Source organism: Microbacterium sp. GXF7504, assembly GCF_054798235.1.
In genome coordinates this window covers 1-19,580 of sequence record NZ_JBSJZI010000006.1, presented here as the reverse complement: position 1 = coordinate 19,580, position 19,580 = coordinate 1, and the positions used below count along the sequence as shown (strand labels likewise).

The 19,580-nt window shown below is 71.2% G+C and carries 19 protein-coding genes and 1 pseudogene; 9 read left to right on the top strand and 11 right to left on the bottom strand.

Annotated features, from left to right (window positions below):
• The 3 genes from ACWAUO_RS13940 to ACWAUO_RS13930 form a co-directional block, all read right to left on the bottom strand.
• The gene (locus ACWAUO_RS13940) at window positions 1-465 is read right to left on the bottom strand and encodes an SIP domain-containing protein (protein ID WP_460776269.1); all 465 of its coding nucleotides are present in this window, start codon (window positions 463-465) and stop codon (window positions 1-3) included.
• A 73-nt stretch (window positions 466-538) separates the two neighbouring features.
• Window positions 539-1,261, bottom strand: a complete 723-nt coding sequence (locus tag ACWAUO_RS13935) for a tyrosine-protein phosphatase (protein WP_460776268.1) — start codon at window positions 1,259-1,261, stop codon at window positions 539-541.
• Window positions 1,258-1,731 (bottom strand): carboxymuconolactone decarboxylase family protein, encoded by a 474-nt coding sequence (locus tag ACWAUO_RS13930; RefSeq protein WP_460776266.1) that lies wholly within the window; start codon window positions 1,729-1,731, stop codon window positions 1,258-1,260. Before ACWAUO_RS13930 ends, ACWAUO_RS13935 begins: the two co-directional genes overlap by 4 nt.
• Before the next feature lie 58 nt (window positions 1,732-1,789).
• Between ACWAUO_RS13930 and ACWAUO_RS13925 the strand changes: the two genes are divergently transcribed.
• The 7 genes from ACWAUO_RS13925 to ACWAUO_RS13895 all read left to right on the top strand — a co-directional run bounded on the left by ACWAUO_RS13925 (window position 1,790) and on the right by ACWAUO_RS13895 (window position 9,496).
• Window positions 1,790-2,722 carry an alpha/beta fold hydrolase gene (locus ACWAUO_RS13925; RefSeq protein ID WP_460776265.1) on the top strand — a complete coding sequence of 311 codons (933 nt, stop codon included), beginning with the start codon at window positions 1,790-1,792 and terminating at the stop codon, window positions 2,720-2,722.
• A 123-nt stretch (window positions 2,723-2,845) separates the two neighbouring features.
• Window positions 2,846-4,348 carry an ABC transporter substrate-binding protein gene (locus ACWAUO_RS13920; protein ID WP_460776264.1) on the top strand — a complete coding sequence of 501 codons (1,503 nt, stop codon included), beginning with the start codon at window positions 2,846-2,848 and terminating at the stop codon, window positions 4,346-4,348.
• Window positions 4,345-5,295, top strand: coding sequence for an ABC transporter permease (locus tag ACWAUO_RS13915; RefSeq protein WP_460776262.1), 951 nt, complete (start codon window positions 4,345-4,347; stop codon window positions 5,293-5,295). Before ACWAUO_RS13920 ends, ACWAUO_RS13915 begins: the two co-directional genes overlap by 4 nt.
• Window positions 5,292-6,179 carry an ABC transporter permease gene (locus tag ACWAUO_RS13910; protein WP_460776261.1) on the top strand — a complete coding sequence of 296 codons (888 nt, stop codon included), beginning with the start codon at window positions 5,292-5,294 and terminating at the stop codon, window positions 6,177-6,179. The genes ACWAUO_RS13915 and ACWAUO_RS13910 overlap by 4 nt, the downstream gene beginning before the upstream one ends.
• Complete coding sequence (locus ACWAUO_RS13905; RefSeq protein ID WP_460776260.1) at window positions 6,176-6,976, top strand: ABC transporter ATP-binding protein; 801 nt, start codon at window positions 6,176-6,178, stop codon at window positions 6,974-6,976. Before ACWAUO_RS13910 ends, ACWAUO_RS13905 begins: the two co-directional genes overlap by 4 nt.
• A complete protein-coding gene (locus ACWAUO_RS13900; protein WP_460776258.1) occupies window positions 6,973-7,776 on the top strand; it encodes an ABC transporter ATP-binding protein in 804 nt (267 codons plus the stop codon). Before ACWAUO_RS13905 ends, ACWAUO_RS13900 begins: the two co-directional genes overlap by 4 nt.
• Window positions 7,777-7,978: 202 nt before the next feature.
• Window positions 7,979-9,496, top strand: coding sequence for an HNH endonuclease signature motif containing protein (locus ACWAUO_RS13895; RefSeq protein ID WP_460776256.1), 1,518 nt, complete (start codon window positions 7,979-7,981; stop codon window positions 9,494-9,496).
• Between the two features lie 89 nt (window positions 9,497-9,585).
• Here ACWAUO_RS13895 and ACWAUO_RS13890 read toward each other — a convergent pair whose 3' ends face one another.
• Genes ACWAUO_RS13890 through ACWAUO_RS13875 form a run of 4 tightly spaced genes read right to left on the bottom strand, consistent with a single transcriptional unit; the run spans window position 9,586 to window position 12,234 of the window.
• Window positions 9,586-10,191 carry a GNAT family N-acetyltransferase gene (locus ACWAUO_RS13890; RefSeq protein WP_460776255.1) on the bottom strand — a complete coding sequence of 202 codons (606 nt, stop codon included), beginning with the start codon at window positions 10,189-10,191 and terminating at the stop codon, window positions 9,586-9,588.
• Between the two features lie 10 nt (window positions 10,192-10,201).
• Window positions 10,202-10,891, bottom strand: coding sequence for a uracil-DNA glycosylase (locus ACWAUO_RS13885; protein WP_460776253.1), 690 nt, complete (start codon window positions 10,889-10,891; stop codon window positions 10,202-10,204).
• Window positions 10,892-10,895: 4 nt separating this feature from the next.
• Window positions 10,896-11,408 (bottom strand): phosphoribosyltransferase, encoded by a 513-nt coding sequence (locus ACWAUO_RS13880; protein ID WP_460776252.1) that lies wholly within the window; start codon window positions 11,406-11,408, stop codon window positions 10,896-10,898.
• Window positions 11,409-11,457: 49 nt separating this feature from the next.
• Window positions 11,458-12,234, bottom strand: coding sequence for an SDR family oxidoreductase (locus ACWAUO_RS13875; protein ID WP_460776250.1), 777 nt, complete (start codon window positions 12,232-12,234; stop codon window positions 11,458-11,460).
• A 124-nt stretch (window positions 12,235-12,358) separates the two neighbouring features.
• On the opposite strand from ACWAUO_RS13875, the gene ACWAUO_RS13870 reads away from it, so the two are divergent.
• Window positions 12,359-13,681: a bifunctional o-acetylhomoserine/o-acetylserine sulfhydrylase gene (locus tag ACWAUO_RS13870; RefSeq protein WP_460776248.1), complete on the top strand. Its 1,323-nt coding sequence runs from the start codon at window positions 12,359-12,361 to the stop codon at window positions 13,679-13,681.
• A 172-nt stretch (window positions 13,682-13,853) separates the two neighbouring features.
• Complete coding sequence (metX, locus tag ACWAUO_RS13865) at window positions 13,854-15,059, top strand: homoserine O-acetyltransferase MetX (protein WP_460776247.1); 1,206 nt, start codon at window positions 13,854-13,856, stop codon at window positions 15,057-15,059.
• Between the two features lie 283 nt (window positions 15,060-15,342).
• On the opposite strand, the gene mmsB is transcribed toward metX, so the two are convergent.
• From mmsB to ACWAUO_RS13845, 4 genes and pseudogenes are all read right to left on the bottom strand, one after another.
• The gene (gene mmsB / locus ACWAUO_RS13860; protein ID WP_460776245.1) at window positions 15,343-16,578 is read right to left on the bottom strand and encodes a multiple monosaccharide ABC transporter permease; all 1,236 of its coding nucleotides are present in this window, start codon (window positions 16,576-16,578) and stop codon (window positions 15,343-15,345) included.
• A gap of 23 nt (window positions 16,579-16,601) precedes the next feature.
• Complete coding sequence (gene mmsA, locus ACWAUO_RS13855; protein WP_460776244.1) at window positions 16,602-18,125, bottom strand: multiple monosaccharide ABC transporter ATP-binding protein; 1,524 nt, start codon at window positions 18,123-18,125, stop codon at window positions 16,602-16,604.
• A gap of 78 nt (window positions 18,126-18,203) precedes the next feature.
• Complete coding sequence (gene chvE, locus ACWAUO_RS13850) at window positions 18,204-19,340, bottom strand: multiple monosaccharide ABC transporter substrate-binding protein (RefSeq protein WP_460776242.1); 1,137 nt, start codon at window positions 19,338-19,340, stop codon at window positions 18,204-18,206.
• A 69-nt stretch (window positions 19,341-19,409) separates the two neighbouring features.
• Window positions 19,410-19,580, bottom strand: a pseudogene (locus tag ACWAUO_RS13845) (L-ribulose-5-phosphate 4-epimerase); the annotation flags it as partial.

Genomic DNA, 19,580 nt, shown 5'->3' with positions numbered 1-19,580 from the left:
TCAGTGCTGCGGCAGCAGGCCGAACCGCTCCGGCGCGTGGATGCGGGTCGGGTCGATGCCGCGCTCCTGCACGAGGTGGTCGACGATCTCCGCGGTGCCGAGGAACCCGCCGAGGAGGGTCACCGTGGTCTCGCAGTGGTCGTCGCAGAGCATCTCGTCGGCCCAGGCGTTCACGGCGCGCGCGAGCGCCTCCCCCTGCGTGCAGCCGCGGCCCGTGCCGGGTGCGCCGCTGCGACGGTCCCGGCAGAGCCAGGTGACGGTCATGCGCGGCGGTGCCGAGAGCGGCGTGATGGCGGAGGCGTCGGGCACCTCGACGAACACGCGCCCGGTCGAGCAGATCGGCAGGGTCGTCAGCGCGAGCTCGAGATCGGTCAACGAGGTCTCGTCGGCCGTGACGAGGTGCTGGGCGCGCGCGTGCTTGGACGCACGGCAGGCGCTGTCGTTGTGCGGGGTGGTCTCGGGCATCTCAGGCACCACTATACCCGGAGAGGGTAGGCATGCCTAACCTTCATCGGAGGGCGTGCGCGGCGACGAGGATTCAGCGCTCGTCGACGAGCACGCGACGCAGGGCGGCCACGTCGTCCTCGGACACCCCGGCGGCGAGGAGGTAGTCCGCGGCGGATCCGTACCGGCGGTCCACGTGCTCGAGCAGGTCGAGCATCGCGGACTCGGGCGAACGCGCCACGAGCTCCTCCACGTGCTGCGCGTGCGGGTGCGCGGCGCGCAGCCAGGCGATGAGCCTGCGGTTGCGCTCGGCCGGAAGCGCGGCCTCGGTGCGGGCGTAGTCGGCCACCACGGCGTCCCGGTCGACCCCGGCGGCCGCGAGGACGAGTGCGACGCTGACCCCGGTGCGGTCCTTCCCCGCCGTGCAGTGCACGAGGACCGGACCGCCGGCGACCACGGCGCGGGCGACGACGGCGATCCCCTCCCCCGATTCCCGCACGAGCTGGCGGTAGAGCTCCCGCAGGCTGATGTCGTGCACGAAGAAGGAGTCCGCGGATCCGAGGAACAGCGGGACGCGGTCCGGGACCGGCAGCCGCTCGTCGAGGGCGCTCGGCTCGCGGGCCACCTCGTCGTCGTCGCGCAGGTCGACGATGCGGCGGAGTCCGAGTGCGGCGAGGGCGTCCCGGTCCTCGTCGCCGAGCCGGTGGAGCGCCCCGGAGCGCAGCAGCACGCCGTGGCGGGTACGCCCGGACCCCGCAGGCAGCCCGCCGACGTCGCGCAGGTTCACCGCACCGGGGACGTGGAGGGCGGCGGTCATGCGCCCTCGTTCCGGGGCGGCACGGGGTAGCGACCGGCGATGGTCACCCGGTTGAACGCGTTGATCGAGACGAGGATCCAGCTCAGGGCCACGTACTCCGCCTCGGACAGGATCCCGCCGACGTGGTCGTAGACCGCATCCGGGATCCCCTCCCGGTGGATGAGCGTGAACGACTCCGTGAGTTCCAGCGCCGCCCGCTCGCGGTCGCTGAACACACCCGACTCGCGCCACGTCGCGATCTGCGCGATGACGTCGGCGTCGAGTCCCGCCTTCACGGCGCGGTCGACGTGCACCCGCACGCAGTAGGCGCAGCCGTTCAACTGCGACGCGTGCAGCTGCACGATCTCGCTGAGCCGCGCGTCGATGCCCGCCTCCGCGGCGAGTGAACCGGCCGTCTTCGCCAGCGCGTCCAGCGCCCGGTACGCCTCGGGGGCGGACTTGGACAGGTGGACACGGCGCTCCTCGCTCATGCCGCCAGCGTACCCAGCGGACGACCCGGGGCAGGCGTCCCGCGACGCCGGCCGTAGCATGTCGGGCGTGACCACCGACGCGTTCGACGAGTTCTCCTTCCTCCCCGAGCAGGCGGCCGACCTCGGCCTCACCGGCGCGCTCCCGTCCGTCCGCCGGCTGCGGCTCACGCTGCCCGACGGCCGCGACCTGTCCGCCCTCCGGTACGGCGACGACGCGCCGCGGGTGACGTTCCTCCACGGCGCTGGCCTGAACGCCCACACCTGGGACACCACCGTGCTGGCCCTGGGCGTCCCGGCGCTCGCCCTCGACCTTCCCGGGCACGGCGATTCGTCCTGGCGCGACGACGCCGCCTACGCGGCACGCATCCTGGCCCCCGACGTCGTGCACGCGCTCCGCACCTGGACCTCCGGCCCGCAGCTGCTCGTCGGCCACTCGCTGGGCGGTCTCACCGCGGCGGCGGTCGCCGCATCCGCGCCCGACCTCGTCCGCCGCCTCGTCGTCGTCGACATCACGCCCGGCGTCGACCCGGATGCGGGCCCGCAGCAGATCCGCGCGTTCTTCGCCGGACCGACCGACTGGGCGAGCCGTGACGAGCTCGTCGAACGCGCGCTCTCGTTCGGTCTCGGCGGCACCCGCCGGGCGGCCGAGCGGGGCGTCTTCCTGAACTCGCGGGTGCGCCCCGACGGGCGGGTGGAGTGGAAGCACCACTTCGCGCACCTGGCCGCCGCGGCGGCCGCCGCCCCCCAGACGCCCGCCGAAGGGACCGATGCGCTCGCGGGCGTGCTCTCGGCCGCCGGCTGGGAAGACCTCGAGGCGGTCGCCGCGCCCCTCACCCTCGTCCGCGGCGACGAGGGCTACGTCACCGAGGCGGATGCGGCGGAGTACTCACGGCGCCTCCCCGCCGCCGAGGTGGTCACGGTCGCCGCGCACCACAACGTGCACGAGGAGCGGCCCGCGGATCTCGCCGCCCTCGTCCGCGACCGGCTCTGAGTCGGTCGGCGCCGTCATGTGACGACGCCGTGACCCTTCCGTGATCCGAGCGGATCTAGGCTAGGGCAGGCACCGCCGCAACACCCTGGAATCACAAGCCCGATTTCGGGCGAAAGGACGCGCATGCTCCGCCGCACCCTTCTGGCAGCCGCCGCGCTCGTGGCCGCAGCCTCACTGACCCTGACCGCGTGCTCCGGCAGCGGCGACTCGACCGGCACCGGCGCCGTCGACCCCGACGCGACCGTCACGGTCCGGCTCGCCCTGGCCCCGAACGACCTCGACGTGCGGATCACCTCGGGCGCACCGCTCGACCAGATCCTCGTGGACAACGTCTACCAGGGCCTCGTCGCCCGCACCCCCGAGCAGGAGATCGTCCCCGCGCTCGCGACCGACTGGACCGTGTCCGACGACGGCCTGACCTACACCTTCGAGGTGCGCGAGGGCGTCACGTTCCACGACGGCCAGGAGCTCACCCCGCAGGACGTCGTGTGGTCGCTCGAGCAGCACCGCGACAACGCGGACTGGATCCGCGCGGCGGCGCTCGCCGACGTGACGTCGATCTCGGCCGAGGGGCAGGAGGTCACGCTGACCCTGTCGCAGCCGAACTCGTCGCTGCTGTGGGAGCTCACCGGCCGTCCCGGCATCATCCTCAAAGAGGGCGACGGCGTCGACTACCAGACCGCCGCGAACGGCACGGGTCCGTTCACCCTCGCCGACTGGACCCAGGGCGACAGCGTGACCCTCGCCCGTTACGACGGCTATTGGGGCGAGCCCGCCGCGGCCGCCGAGGTCGTGTTCGTGATCATCCCGGACACGCAGACCGCGCTGAACGCCGCCCTCGCCGGTGAGCTCGACGTCGTCACCGGGTTCGACGCGAGCCTCGCCGACCAGATCGAGGCGAACGGCGACTTCGAGCTGCAGATCGGCGAGTCCACCGACAAGGGCACGCTCGCGTTCAACCAGACCGAGGGACCCCTCGCCGACCAGCGCGTCCGCCAGGCGATCCGCCAGGCGATCGACCACGACGCCTTCGTCGAGGCGGCCGGCGCCGGCGAGACCCTGTACGGCCCGATCCCGTCGCTCGACCCGGGCTACGAGGACCTCTCCGACGTCGCCCCGTACGACCCGAAGGCCGCGAAGGCGCTGCTCGCCGAGGCCGGCTACGAGGATCTCGACCTGACGCTGACGATCGGCAACTGGTACTCCAGCACCATCCCGCAGTTGCTCGTGTCCGACCTCGACGAGGTGGGCATCAGCCTCAACGTGAAGTCCGTGGACTTCCCCACCTGGCTGAACGACGTGTACCTGAACAAGGACTACGAGCTGAGCTTCGTGCTGCACACCGAGGCGCGCGACTTCGAGAACTGGGCGAACCCGGACTACTACTTCACCTACGACAACCCCGAGGTGCAGGAGCTGTACGCGAAGGCGATCGCCGCGACCGACGAGGCCGAGGCGGCCGACCTCCTCGCCCAGGCGGCGCGCATCGTGTCCGAGGACGCCGGCGCCGACTGGATCATCAACAGCGCGTCGATCGTGGCCGTGGCGACGAACATCACCGGGATGCCGAGTGTGAACGTCAACGAGCGCCTCGACGTGTCGAAGCTGGCCAAGAGCGACGGGTGATCCGGTACGCACTGGCACGACTGACCCTGCTCGTGCTGGGTCTGTTCGTCGCCAGTGTGCTCATCTTCGTGACGCTCCGGCTGCTGCCGGGTGACGTGGCGCAGATGATCGCCGGCACGAGCGCGACGCCCGCGCAGGTCGCGGCGATCTCCGACCGGCTCGGGCTCGGCCGCCCCTGGCCCGCACAGTACGCGGAGTGGATCGGCGGCGTGCTGCGCGGAGACCTCGGCCGTTCGCTCGTGACGGGCACGCCGGTCGCGGACGAGCTCGCGCAGAAGGCGCGCGTCACGTTCCCCCTCGGTGCGTTGTCGCTGACGATCGCGCTGGTGATCAGCATCCCGCTCGGCGTGCTCTCGGCCATGCGCCGCGGGCACGCCTCCGGCACGGCGCTCGGCGTGGGCGCGCAGGCGCTCGCGGCGGTGCCGGTCGTCTGGGCGGGCATGATGCTCGTCGTGGTGTTCGCCGTGTGGCTCGGCTGGCTCCCCGCCCAGGGCTTCCCGCGATCCGGGTGGGCGGATCCCGGCGCGGCGTTGCGGGCGCTCCTGCTGCCGGCGATCACGATCGGCGTCGTCGAGGGCGCGATGCTGCTGCGGTTCGTCCGCAGCGCGACCCTGCAGGCGGTCGGGCAGGACTACGTCCGCACCGCCGCCGCGAAGGGACTCACCCGCACGCAGGCGCTCCTCCGGCACGGCCTGCCGAACGTGGGGCTGTCGGTCATCACCGTGCTGGGCCTCCAGGTCGCGGGCATCGTGGTGGGCGCGGTCGTCATCGAGCAACTGTTCGCGCTCCCCGGGATCGGCCGGATGCTGGTGGCCGACGTCGGCGCCCGCGACCTGCCGAAGGTGCAGGGCGAGCTGCTCGTGCTCACCGCGTTCGTGCTCGTGATCGGATTCGTCGTCGACCTCGTGCACCGGGCGATCGACCCCAGGCAGCGGGAGGCGGCATGAGCGACGCGTCGCGGCCCGGGTGGTTCCGCCGGTTGTGGGCGCTGCCCACCGGGCGATTCGGCGTCATCGTCGTCGCGCTCGTCGTCCTGACCGCCGCGGTCTCGCTCGTCTGGACGCCGTTCGACCCGCAGCGCACCGACGTGCCGAACCGCTGGGCCGCCCCCGGCTGGCCGAACGTGCTCGGCACCGATGCGACCGGTCGCGACATCGCGAGCCTGATGATGGCGGGCGCCCGCACCACGGTGCTGGTCGCGGTGGGCGCCGGGGTCGTGGCGACCCTCCTGGGGCTCGCGCTCGCGGCCCTCGGCGCCCTGACCGTCCGCCTCGTCCGGGAGTCGGTCGCGGTGCTCGTCGACATCCTCATCGCGTTCCCGGTGCTGCTCATCGCCATGATGATCGCCGCCGTGTGGGGCGGGTCGCTCTGGGTCGTGGTGTGGGCGGTCGGCATCGGGTTCGGCGTGAACGTGGCCCGGGTCACCCGCCCCGAACTGCGACGGGTGCGGCACAGCGACTACGTGCTCGCGGGCCGCGCGTCGGGGCTGTCCACCGGGCAGAACCTGGTGCGGCACCTGCTGCCGAACGTCGCACCGGTGTTCATCGTGCAGCTCTCCTGGGGCATGGCGGTCGCCGTGCTCGCCGAGGCGGGGCTGTCCTACCTCGGCTTCGGGGCGCCCGTCACCCAGCCGTCCTGGGGCGTGCTGCTCGCGCAGCTGCAGCAGTACCTCACGGCGCATCCGCTGTCGGTGGTGTGGCCGGGTCTCGCGATCGCGCTCACCGTGCTGGGGCTCAACCTCCTCGGCGACGGGCTGCGCGACGCCACCGACCCCACCCTCTCCCGCCGGCGGGGCGTCGCCCGCACCCACGTGCCGGAGGTGGTCGCATGAGTCTCAGCGTCCGCGGCCTCACGGTCTCGATCGACGGCCGCACGGTCGTCGACGGGGTGTCGTTCGACGTCCCCGACGGCGCCCGGCTCGGTCTCATCGGCGAGTCCGGTTCCGGCAAGTCGCTGACCGCGCTGGCGATCCTGGGGCTCCTCCCCGAGGGCGCCGAGGCGAGCGGCAGCGTCAGGTGGGACGACCGCGAGATCCTGAACCTCCCCGACCGCGAGCTGGCGCGCCTGCGCGGCAGCGAGCTCGGCATCGTGTTCCAGGAGCCGCAGACGTCGCTGAACCCGATCCGCATGGTGGGTCGGCAGATCGCCGAGTCGGTCCGCATCCACGGCCGGCTCGACCGGAAGGCCGCCCGCCTGCGGGCCGTCGCGGAGGCCGCCCGGGTGCAGTTGCCCGATCCGGAGCGCCTCGTCCGCCGCTACCCTCATCAGCTCTCCGGCGGGCAGCGTCAGCGGGTCTCCATCGCGATGGCGCTGGCGGCCGAGCCGCGGCTGCTCATCGCGGACGAACCGACCACGGCGCTCGACGTCACCATCCAGGCCGAGATCCTCACGCTCCTGTCGGGACTCGTGCGGGATGCGGGGATGTCGCTCGTGTTCATCACGCACGACCTGGCGGTGCTCTCGCAGATCGCGACGCACGGGATCGTGCTGGAGCGCGGGCGCGTCGTCGAGGATGCCCCCGTCGCCGAGCTGCTCACGGCCCCGCGCTCCCCCGTCACGCAGGGGCTCCTGCGCGATGCGACGGCGACGCTGTGGCGGCCCGAGGGCACGGACGGGGGTGCGGCATGAGCACGTTGCTGCGCGCACGGGGGCTGACCCGGCGCTACACCGCGCCCAGGGCGAGCCTGTTCGAACCCCGCCGCACGACGGACGCCCTCGTGGACGTGGACGTCGACGTGGACGAGGGCACCGTGCTCGGGGTCATCGGCGAGTCCGGCAGCGGCAAGTCCACCCTCATCCGGTTGCTGCTCGCGCTCGATGTGCCCACCGCCGGCACGGTCGAATTCGACGGGAAGGCGGTCGACGCGCGCTCGTCCGCGCGCGCCCTGCACTGGCTGCGGCGGCAGACCGGCATCGTGTTCCAGGACCCCTACGCCTCACTCGACCCCCGGATGTCGGTGGGCCGCATCGTGGGCGAGCCGCTGTGGGCGCTCGATGTGCCGGGCGACCGGCGGGCGCGGGTACGGGAGGTGCTCGCGCAGGTGGGGCTCGACGCCGCGGCCGCCGACCGGTATCCGCACGAGTTCTCCGGCGGGCAGCGGCAGCGGATCGCCCTCGCCCGGGCGATCGTGCACCGGCCGCGCCTGCTCGTGGGCGACGAGCCGCTCTCCGCGCTCGATGTCACCGTGCGCGCGCAGATCCTGGGGCTGCTCACGCGGCTGCGGGCCGAGGAGTCGCTGACGATGGTGATGGTGTCGCACGACATCGGCGTGGTGCAGAACCTGTGCGACGACGTGGTCGTCATGAAGGACGGCGCGGTCGTCGAGGAGGGCCCGACCGAGAAGGTGCTCCTCCAGCCGCAGGCGGCGTACACCCGGCGCCTGCTCGCCTCCATCCCCACGATCGACCCGGGCGTCGCCAGCCGCTGACCGTTCACGCGGCGCCCCGGTCGTGCGCTCCCCGTGGACGTCGAACCGCGTATCGGTGCGATCGAAGCCGCTGGTGTGCGGCGGTCTCGGGGTCGATGTCGGAGGCCCGGCGTAGTGTGTCGGGTATCAGGAACCGCCGCACACGTGCCCATTTCGTGCGACCCCGATGCCACCCGGATGGGTGGTGGGATGAGGAGCGATCATGGGCACGGGCACCGGGCATCTCGACCGGCTGAAGGCGCTGGTGCGGGATGCTGCGGCAGCGCATCGTGCGGTCGCGGTCGCGCAGGCCGCGGAAGCGCGGGTGTTCGCGGATGCGGTGGAGCTGGTGCTGGAACGGCAGGCGGCGCTGCGCGCGGAGGGCCGGCTCGGTGAGAGTGACATCCCGTTGCGGGAGGTATGCGCGGAGCTCGCGACCGCGCTGCGACTGTCGGATGCGGCGGTGCAACGCCGCCTCGGTGACGCCGCGTCGCTGCGGTCCGGGTTCCCCGCCACGACCGCGGCGTGGGAGCGGGGCGAGGTCGATGCGGGGCAGGTGGCCGCAATCCTGAACGCGGGGATCCCGCTGACCCCGGAGCACCGGGAACGATACGAGCAGATCGTGCTGGACGCGGCACGGACGGAAGCCGCCGGGCGGATGCGGCACATCACCCGGGTCGTCGCCGCCCGCATCGACCCGGACGGCGCGGCCGAACGGGTGGCGGAACGGCACGCGGAACGCCGGGTACGGGTGATCGACCTGGACGACGGGTTCGCCCGGCTGCTCGCGGACCTTCCCGCGACCCTCGCCTACGCGATCCACGACCGGCTCACCCGCATGGCCACCACCGCCCGCGACGGCGACGGCGACGGCGACGCGGTGGATGGCCCCGACGCGGCCGCCACGGACCGCGAGGCGACTCCTTCGCCCGGTGCTGGAGGCTCGGTCCCTGCCGACGACGCCGGCGACGCCAGCGGCACCACCGAGCACACGCCCCGCCCCGATAACGACCGCGAGCACGACGACGTCACCACGTTCGTGACCGACGCCACCCGCCCGGCCCGACGCGGCAGGCTCGGCACCCCACCCGTCACCGGCCGCGGGGATCCGCGGACGCTGGATCAGCTCCGGGCGGACGTGCTCGCCGACCTCCTCCTGGCCGGCGGCACCATCGCCCACGGCGACGGGCTGACCGCGGTCACCGGGCACGTGCAGATCACCGTCCCGGTCCTCACCGCCGCCGGCACCGGCACCGCACCCGCACTGCTGGCCGGGCACGGCCCCATCGACCCCGACACCGCGAAACGCCTCGTCGGGGCAGCATCCGGCTGGGACCGGGTCCTCACCCACCCCTCCGCCGGCACCGTCCTCGACGTCGACCGGTACCGGCCACCCGAAGCCCTCAAACGCCTCCTCCGCGCCCGCGACGAACACTGCCGATTCCCCGGCTGCCGGCGCCTCGCCCGCGGCGCCGACCTCGACCACACCATCGACGCCGCCCTCGGCGGGAAGACCAGCGTCCACAACCTCGCCCACCTCTGCCGACGCCACCACACCCTCAAACACCACACCGCGTGGACCGTGCGACAACGCCGTGGCGGCGTCATCGAATGGCGAAGCCCCACCGGACGCACCCACCACGACCGACCACCCGCCACCGTCACCTTCACCCCCGACACCGGCACGGACACCCGCACCGGCACCGGCACCGACACCGACACCGAGCCGCCACCGTTCTGAGGCGGGCATGTCGTTCCATCCGTTCCGCCGATTCAACGATCAGCGGGCACCGGGCGCCGGCAACGGCAACGCCCGGCCGCGGCCGCTCGTCAGCGGCCGAACAGGCGACGCTTCTTCTGCGGCTTCAGCGACTTCTGCAGGTATACCGTGCCGAGCCAGCGGCCGAACTTGAAGCCGACGCGACCCATCCGCCCGACCTCGACGAAGCCCATCTTCTCGTGCAGCGCGATCGAGGACTCCGCACCCTTGTCGCTGATGACGGCGACGATCTCCCGGATGCCCTTCGCCTCGCACGCGTCGATGAGCGCCTGCAGCAGGGCACGGCCGAGGCCGCGACCGGATGCCGCCTGCCCGAGGTAGATCGAGTTCTCCACCGTGTACCGGTACGCCGATTTCCCGGCCCACGGCTGCACGAGCGCGTAGCCGAGCACCTGCCCGGATGCGGACTGCGCGACGAGGAACGGCAGGTCGAGCTTCGCGAGGTGGTCGAACTTCTCGCGCCACTGCTTCAGCGTCCAGCGCTTCTCGTCGAAGGTGACGACCGAGTTGGTGACGTAGTAGTTGTAGATCTCGCGGATGTCGGGGATGTCCGCGGGCTTCGCGGGACGGATCTCGTACGAGAACTCCGGTTCCGGACGCGCCGGGCGCAGGTGCCGCGGCAACCGGCGACGCTTCTCGTATTCCTCCTCGAGCATGGCGAAGATCCTACGCCGGGATGCGCCAGTCGACCGGCGCAGCCCCCTGCTGCTCGAGCAGCGCGTTCACCTGCGAGAACGGGCGCGACCCGAAGAACCCGCGGGATGCGGACAGCGGTGACGGATGCGGCGACTCGACCACCGGGGTGGCGCCGAGCATCGGCTTCAATCCACGTGCGTCGTTGCCCCAGAGCACCGCGACCAGCGGCGCGTCCCGGGCGACGAGCGCACGGATGGCGTGCTCGGTCACGCGCTCCCAGCCCCATCCGCGGTGGGATGCGGGGGTGCCGGGGGCGACGGTGAGCACTCGGTTCAGCAGCATCACACCCTGGTCGCTCCACGCCGACAGGTCGCCGTGCGGCGCCGGCGGGATGCCGAGGTCGTCGGAGAGCTCGCGGTAGATGTTCGCGAGGCTCCGCGGCAGCGGACGGACGTCCGCGTCCACCGCGAACGACAGGCCGATCGGGTGCCCTGGGGTCGGGTACGGGTCCTGCCCGACGACGAGCACGCGCACGTCCGCCATCGGCCGGCGGAACGCGCGCAGCACCCGGTCGCCGGTGGGCAGGTACCCGCGACCCGCCGTCTCGGCGCGCAGCCGTTCCCCGAGCGCCGCGATGTCGTCCGCGACGGGCGCGAGCGCCGCCGCCCAGCCGGCGTCGATCAGGCCGGCCTCGGCGAGCTCGGGGAGCGTCTTGGGCATGCGATCAGGCGGAGGCCTGCAGGCCGGCGTCCTCTTCCACGACCGACCCCTTCCACGACCACGGGAAGTCGATCCACAGGTCCGTGGCCTTCCACGAGTAGTCGGGCTGGATGATGGTGGTGGGCTTCGTGTAGATCACGGCGGAGCGCACGTCGGCACCCTGCTCGGTGAGCAGGCGGACCGCGAGGTCGAGGGTGCGGCCGCTGTCGGCGACGTCGTCGACGAGGAGCACGCGGCGGCCATTGAGGTAGGTCATGTCGAGCTCGGGTGGGAGGAGCTCGGGCGCGTCCAGCACGGTGCCGATGCCGGTGTAGAACTCGACGTTGATGGCACCGCAGTTCTTGATGCCGAGGCCGTAGGCGATCGCGCCGCCGGGCAGGAGCCCGCCGCGGGCGATCGCGACGACGACCTCCGGCACGAACCCGTCGGCGATGATGGCGCGCGCGATGTCCCGCGAGGCCTCTCCGAATGCGTCCCAGGTCAGATGTTCGCGCTCCTGCGCAACCGCTTCACTCACCACCCCAGCTTAGGGCGCGCGCACCCGCGCGAATGCGCGTCCCCGCCGGTCACGCCTCCCGCACGCGGAGCGGTCCGCGGGCCAGCAGATGCTGCGCGGACTGGGCCACCGGACGCATGGTGATGAGGTCGAGGTTGACGTGCCCGGGGGCGTTCAGCGCGTACACGACGACGTCGGCCACGTCCTCCGCAGTGAGTGGCGCCTCGACGCCCTCGTAGACCGCCTCGGCGGCGTTCGCGTCGCCACCCAGCCGGCGCAGCGTGAACTCCGGGGTCTGCACCATGCCCGGCGCGACCTCGATCACCCGGATGGGCTCGCCGTTCAGTTCGAGCCGGAGCGCGCCGGCGATCATCGACTCCCCCGCCTTCGACGCGTTGTAGCCGGCACCGCCCGGGTAGGCGGTCTGCGCGGCGGTCGAGGTGAGGAACAGGGTGTCGGCGTGCCCGTCGGATGCGGCAGCCCGCCGCAGCTGCGGCAGCAGGTACGCGACGAGTCGCTGCGCGGAGAGCACGTTCGCCTCGAACATCCAGCGCCACTGGTCGGGGTCGCCGTCCTCGACCCGATCGGCGCCGCGGGCGCCGCCCGCGATGTGCACGAGCGCATGGACCGGACCGCTCTCCTCGAGCCAGGTGGCGAGCGCCTCGACGTCCGCCTCGACGGTCAGGTCCGCGGCGAATGCGACCGCGCCGGTCTCCTCCTCGAGGGCCGCCAGCCGGTCCGCGCGCCGCGCGACCGCGACGACGTCCCAGCCGCGCTCCCGCAGCATCCGCGCCGTGGCCTCCCCGATGCCCGAACTGGCCCCCGTCACCACTGCGCGTCTGCTCATGCCCCCACCGTAGCGGCGTGTTACGCACCGTGTCCGCCGCGTTGTCGCGGACCGGCGGCATCCGTAGTCTCGGTGACGGCCGCGGACACCCGCCGCGCCGACTCACGAACTTCAGGAGTACGCAATGTCCGCACCCGAGAACTGGCGTTTCGAGACCAAGCAGGTCCACTCCGGCGCTGCCCCGGACCCGACCACCAAGTCGCGCGCCACGCCGATCTACCAGACCACGTCGTACGTGTTCGACAACGCGGACCACGCGGCGAACCTGTTCTCGCTGGCCGAGCCGGGCAACGTGTACACCCGCATCATCAACCCGACGCAGTCGGTCGTCGAGGAGCGCATCGCTGCGCTCGAGGGCGGCTCGGGCGCGCTGCTGGTCGCCTCCGGCCAGGCGGCGGAGACCTTCGCGGTGCTGAACATCGCGGGCGCCGGCGACCACATCGTCTCGTCCAGCTCGATCTACGGCGGCACCTACAACCTCTTCAAGTACACGCTCGCGAAGCTCGGCATCGAGACCACCTTCGTCGAGAACCAGGACGACCCCGAGGAGTGGCGCCGCGCCGTCCGCCCGAACACGAAGCTGTTCTTCGGCGAGACCGTCGGCAACCCGAAGATCAACGTCCTCGACATCAAGACGGTCTCCTCGATCGCGCACGAGGCGGGCGTGCCGCTCATCGTCGACAACACGATCGCGACGCCGTACCTCATCCGTCCGTTCGAGCACGGTGCCGACATCGTCGTGCACTCGGCCACGAAGTTCCTCGGCGGCCACGGCACCACCATCGGCGGCGTCATCGTCGACGGCGGCACGTTCGCCTGGTCCGAGCACGTCGAGAAGTTCGCCGAGCTGACCGAGCCCGACCCGTCGTACCACGGCCTCAGCTACACCGGCGCGCTGGGCGACGCCGCGGCCTACATCACCAAGGCCCGCGTGCAGCTGCTCCGCGACCTCGGCGCCGCGATCTCCCCGATCTCGGCCTGGCTGCTGCTGCAGGGCATCGAGACCCTGTCGCTGCGCATCGAGCGTCACGTGCAGAACGCGCAGGAGATCGCCGAGTGGCTCGAGAACCGCGACGACGTCGCCTCGGTCAACTACTCGGGTCTGCCCACCTCGCCGTGGTACGCGAACGCGAACACCTACGCGCCCAAGGGCGTCGGCGCGGTGCTCTCCTTCGAGCTGAAGGGCGGCGTGCAGGCCGGTCGCGAGTTCGTGAACAGCCTGCAGCTGTTCAGCCACCTCGCCAACATCGGCGACGTGCGCTCGCTCGTCATCCACCCCGCGTCCACGACGCACTCGCAGCTGACCCCCGAGCAGCAGCTCACCGCCGGTGTCACCCCGGGCCTGGTGCGCCTCTCGGTCGGCATCGAGAACGTCGACGACCTCAAGGCCGACCTCGCGCAGGCGCTCGACGCCGCCCGCCAGGTCGTGGAGGCCGCCCGCGCCTGATCGCGCACGCGGGCTTGTCCCGCATCCGGATGCCCCGGAACCCCGCCACGGGTTCCGGGGCGTCCGTCGTTCCCGCAGCATCCGCCGAACCGTCGAGCGCGCGGCGGATGCGGCGGCAGCCGCCGTCGTAACACGGACGGGATGCGGCGCCCGCTCCGGGAGAATGGAGGTCATGGATTGGCAGACCTCCGAGGACACGGTGCCCAGCGCCCCGGTGACGGAGGCCGACGCCCGGCTGCTGCGCGGCCGCCCGCCCGCGACCGGCGCCTGGCGTGACGGCGACCCGATCGGTGACCGCCGCTTCGCGACCTTCCGCGACTTCCGCGCCGAGGGCGGCGGGCACCTGCCGCTGTTCCGCATCGCCTACGAGACCTGGGGCGAGCTGAACCCCGAGCGCGACAACGCGATCCTGCTCCTGCACGCCCTCACCGGCGACAGCCACGTCCGCGGCGACGCGGGCCCCGGCCATCCCACCGCCGGCTGGTGGCAGGACATCGTCGGCCCCGGGGCCGCGATCGACACCGACCGCTGGTTCGTGGTCGCCCCGAACATGCTCGGCGGCTGCCAGGGTTCGACCGGTCCCGCGAGCATCGCCTCCGACGGCTACGAGTGGGCGCAGCGCTTCCCCTACCTCACCGTCCGCGACCAGGTCGAGGCGCAGCGCCGCCTCACCGAGCACCTCGGCATCGACCGCTGGGCCGCCGTCGTCGGCGGCTCGATGGGCGGCATGCACGCCCTCGAGTGGGGCGTCACCCATCCCGAGATGCTCGAGCGCCTCGCCGTGCTCGCCGCTCCCCCGGCGAACACCGCCGACCAGATCGCACTGAACTCGGTGCAGCTCGAGGCCATCCGGATCGACCCGGGATTCGCCGGCGGCGAGTACTACGACGCCGCCCCGGGCGACGGCCCGCACCGCGGCCTCTCCCTCGCCCGCCGCATGGCGCTCCTGAACTACCGCAGCCCCGCCGAGCTGAACGTGCGGTTCCAGCGCTCGTGGCAGTCGGGGGTGAGCCCGTTCGGCGCGGGCGGACGGTTCGCCGTGGAGTCCTACCTCGACTTCCACGGCAACAAGTTCACCCGCCGGTTCGACGCGAACAGCTACCTCGTGCTCGTGGAGGCGATGAACTCGCACGACGTCGGCCGCGACCGCGGCGGCGTCGAGGACGCCCTGGCCCGGGTCACCGCGCGCACGCTCGTGCTCGGCATCGACAGCGACCGCCTCTTCCCGGTGGACGGGCAGCACCGCATCGCCCGCGGCATCCGGAACTCCCTCGACGGCGACGAGGCGGCCGTCATCACGAGCGACTTCGGCCACGACGGCTTCCTCATCGAGACGGATGCGGTCGCCCACCACCTCCGCCGCCTGCTCGACGCCTGAGCCGGCTCCGCGCGCAGCGTCCGCCCGCCCGCGCCCCCGCGCCGCAGCATCCGCCCCTCGCCGCCCGCCGCAGCATCCGGGCCCGCGCGTGCACAACTGCGGAGGTCGTGCCCGACACGCCGCCCTGCGACCGCGCCGACACGGCGTGTCGCGCGGCATCTCCGCAGTTGTGCACGGGCGCGATGAAGCACAGGGCCGAGTACGGGCGCGGATGCGGCGCCCACGCCGCACACGACGAAGGCCCCGCCCGTGGGGGCGAGGCCTTCGTGCGCGAGGTCGCGGCTCAGTTGCCGGTGCGACGCTTGTTGTAGACGTCGAACGCGACCGCGAGGAGCAGCACGAGACCCTTCACGGCCTGCTGCCACTCGATGCCGATGCCCATGATGGACATGCCGTTGTTCAACACACCGATGATGAGACCACCGATGATGGCGCCGCCGATCGTGCCGACACCGCCCTGCACCGCCGCGCCGCCGATGAACGCGGCCGAGATGGCCTCGAGCTCGAAGCCGTCACCGGCCTTGGGGCCGGCGAGGTTCAGGCGCGCGGTGAAGATGAGACCGGCGAGGGCGGCCAGGAAGCCCATGTTCACGAACAGCCAGAAGTCCACGCGGCGGGTCTTGATGCCCGAGAGCTCGGCGGCGTGACGGTTGCCGCCGATGGCGTAGATGTGGCGGCCGAACACGGTGCGGTTCATCACGAGGCCGTACGCGAGCACGAGGATCGCGAGCACGATCAGGGTGACCGGGATGCCCTTGTACGAGGCCAGCGAGTAGGCGAAGAACGCGATGACCGCGGAGATGAGCACGAGCTTCACGATGAGCCAGACGAGCGGCTCCACGTCCTGGCCGTACTTCAGGCGGCCGGCGCGGGTGCGCAGCTGCTGCACGATGAGCGCGACGATCGCGACCGCGGCGATGGCGAGCGTGAAGACGTCGACGTCACCGCCGCCGAACAGGCCCGAGAGGAAGCCGTTGCCGAGGGCGCGGTACTCGGTCGGGAAGGAGCCGATGTTCGCGTTGCCGAGCACGACGAGCGCGAGACCGCGGAAGATGAGCATGCCGGCGAGGGTCACGATGAACGCCGGGATGCCGACGAAGGCGATCCAGAAGCCCTGCCAGGCGCCCACGGCGGCGCCGATGACGAGCGAGAGCACGATGGCGAGCCACCACGGCATCCCCCACTGCACGGCGAACACACCGGACACGGCGCCGACGAACGCCGCGACCGAACCGACCGACAGGTCGATGTGGCCGGCGATGATCACCATGACCATGCCGATCGCGAGGACGAGGATGTACCCGTTCTGCACGACGAGGTTCGAGATGTTCTGCGGGCGCAGCAGGATGCCGTTGGTGAGCACGGCGAAGAGCACCACGACCGCGATGAGCGCGATGAAGATGCCGTTCTTGCCCAGGTCGCTGAGCACGGTGCTCAGCCAGCGGGTGAACTTGTTCTCCGCCGGGTTGACGAGGCCGCCGGCGGCCGTCGAGTCGGTCTTGAGATCGGTGTTGGACATGAGCGTGTCTCCTGCAGGCCGCGTCAGCGGGCCTTCTCCATGGTCATGAGCTTGAGGACGGATTCGGGGGTCGCCTGCTCGATCGGCAGTTCACCGGTGATGCGCCCCTCGGAGAGGGCGTACACGCGGTCGCTGATGCCGAGGAGCTCGGGCAGCTCGGAGGAGATCACGATGATCCCCTTCCCCTGCGCCGCCAGGCGGTTGATGATCGTGTAGATCTCGTACTTGGCACCGACGTCGATGCCTCGGGTGGGCTCGTCGAGGATCAGCACGTCGGGGTCGGAGTAGATCCACTTCGACAGCACGACCTTCTGCTGGTTGCCGCCGGAGAGCTTGCCGGTCTTGGCCAGGACGCTGGGGGCCTTGATGTTCATGTCGCGACGGAAGTCGTTCGCGACCTTGTACTCCTGGTTGTCGTCGACGAGGCCCGCCTTCTCGAGCTTCTTCAGCGACGCCATCGAGATGTTGCGCTTGATGTCCTCGATGAGGTTCAGCCCGTAGGTCTTGCGGTCCTCGGTCGCGTAGGCGAGGCCGTTGGCGATCGCCTCGGAGACGGTGCGCGTCTTGATCTCCTTGCCGCGCATGAACACCTTGCCCGAGATGCGCGAGCCGTAGCTGTGCCCGAACAGGCTCATGGCGAACTCGGTGCGGCCGGCGCCCATGAGGCCGGCGATGCCGACGATCTCACCGGCACGGACCGTGATCGACACGTCGTCGACGACGACGCGGGTCGGGTCCTGCGGGTGGTGGGCGGTCCAGTTCTCGACGCGCAGGAGCTCCTCGCCGATGTGCGGCTCGTGGTCCGGATAGCGGTGCTCCAGGTCACGGCCGACCATGTCCTTGATGATGCGGTCCTCGGTGACGTCGTCCTTGGCGATCGTCTCGATCGTCTTGCCGTCGCGGATGACGGTGACGGTGTCCGCGATCTTCTTGATCTCGTTCAGCTTGTGGCTGATGATGATCGACGTGATCCCCTGCTCCTTGAGCTGCAGGATGAGATCGAGCAGGTGGGCGGAGTCCTCGTCGTTCAGCGCGGCGGTCGGCTCGTCGAGGATGAGCAGCTTCACCTCCTTGGAGAGCGCCTTGGCGATCTCCACGAGCTGCTGCTTGCCGACACCGATCTGATTGATCTTCGTGGTGGGGTTGTCACGCAGGCCCACGCGCTCGAGGAGCTTCGCGGCCTCGAAGTTCGTGTGGTTCCAGTCGATGAGGCCGAGCGGATTGCGGCGCTCGTTGTTGAGGAAGATGTTCTCGGCGATCGACAGGAAGGGGCTCAGCGCCAGCTCCTGGTGGATGATGACGATGCCCTTCGCCTCGCTGTCGCGGAGGTTCTTGAACGCCACCTCCTCGCCCTCGAACACGATCGCGCCGTCGTAGGTGCCGTGCGGGTAGACCCCGGAGAGCACCTTCATCAGCGTCGACTTGCCGGCACCGTTCTCGCCGCAGATGGCGTGGACCTGGCCGCGCGCGACCGCGAGGTTGACGTTCGAGAGCGCCTTCACGCCCGGGAACGTCTTGGTGATCCCCCGCATCTCGAGGATGTTCATAGGTCTCGTGTCTCCTTGTCGACCGCCCGGACCGGGCGGCGAGGGGATTCCTCGCCGCCCGGTCGGTGTGTGTCGTTCTTAGCCGTTGATCTCTTCTTCGGTCCAGTAACCGGAGTCGACGAGGACCTCGGTGATGTTGTCCTTGACGACGATCTGCGACTCGAGCAGGTACGACGGGACGACCTTCACGCCGTTGTCGTAGTCCGTGGTGTTGTTGACCTCGGGCTCCTCGCCGTTCAGCAGCGCGGTGGCCATGTCGACCGCGACCTCCGCGAGCTTGCGGGTGTCCTTGAAGATGGTGGCGTACTGCTCACCGGCGACGATGGCCTTCACCGAGTCGAGCTCGGCGTCCTGGCCGGAGATGATCGGCCACTCGGCGCCGACGGTGTACCCGGCGTCGGTGAGGGCCGAGATGATGCCGCGCGAGATGCCGTCGTAGGGCGAGAGCACCGCGTCGACCTTCGTGCCGTCGGAGTAGTTCGCCGTGAGGATGTCCTCCATGCGGCTCTGGGCGGCCTCGCCGTCCCAGCGCAGCGTCGCCGCCTGCTGGAAGCTGGTCTGACCCGACTGCACGACGAGCGTGCCGTCGTCCAGGAGCGGCTCGAGCACGTCCATCGCGCCGTCCCAGAAGAACGTGGCGTTGTTGTCGTCGGGCGAACCGGCGAACAGCTCGATGTTGAAGGGGCCCGCGGGGGCGCCCTCGATCGCGGTGCCGTCGAGCTCGGTGAGGCCGAGACCGTTGAGCACCGACCACGCCTGCTGCTGGCCGACGACGAAGTTGTCGAACGACGCGTAGTAGTCGACGTTCTCGCTGTCGCGGATGAGGCGGTCGTACGCGATCACCGGGATGTCGGCGTCGGCGGCGTTCTGCAGCACCTCGGAGAGCGTGGTGCCGTCGATGGAGGCGATGATCAGGGCCTCCGCGCCCTTGGTGATCATGTTCTCGATCTGCGAGACCTGGGTGGGGATGTCGTCCTCGGCGTACTGCAGGTCGACGGAGAAGCCCGCCGCCTCCAGCTGCTCCTTGACGGCGTTGCCGTCCTGGATCCAACGCTCGGAGCTCTTGGTCGGCATGGCGACGCCGATGAGGCCGCCGTCACCGCCGCCCGAGGAGTCGCCGCCGGCGTTGGAGCAGCCGGCGAGGGCGAGGGCACTGACCGACACGGCTGCAGCCGTGAGCAGGATCTTCTTGCCGTTCACTGTGTTTCCTTTCATGGACATCGTCGTCATGGTGCGATGTTCAGTTGTGCTCGGGTGTTCAGTTGTGGGAGCGGATGCGGTGCGTCAGCGCCGCGGATCCGAAGCCTGTCCGTAGACGTTCTGGTACCGGTCGTAGAGCCGGTCGATGGATTCCTGCGGGATCGGGATGAGCTCGCCACCCTGCTTCGCGATGTGCACCGTGCGGGCCACGTCCTCGAGCATGACCGCGGCCTTCACCGCATCCTTCGCGTCCCG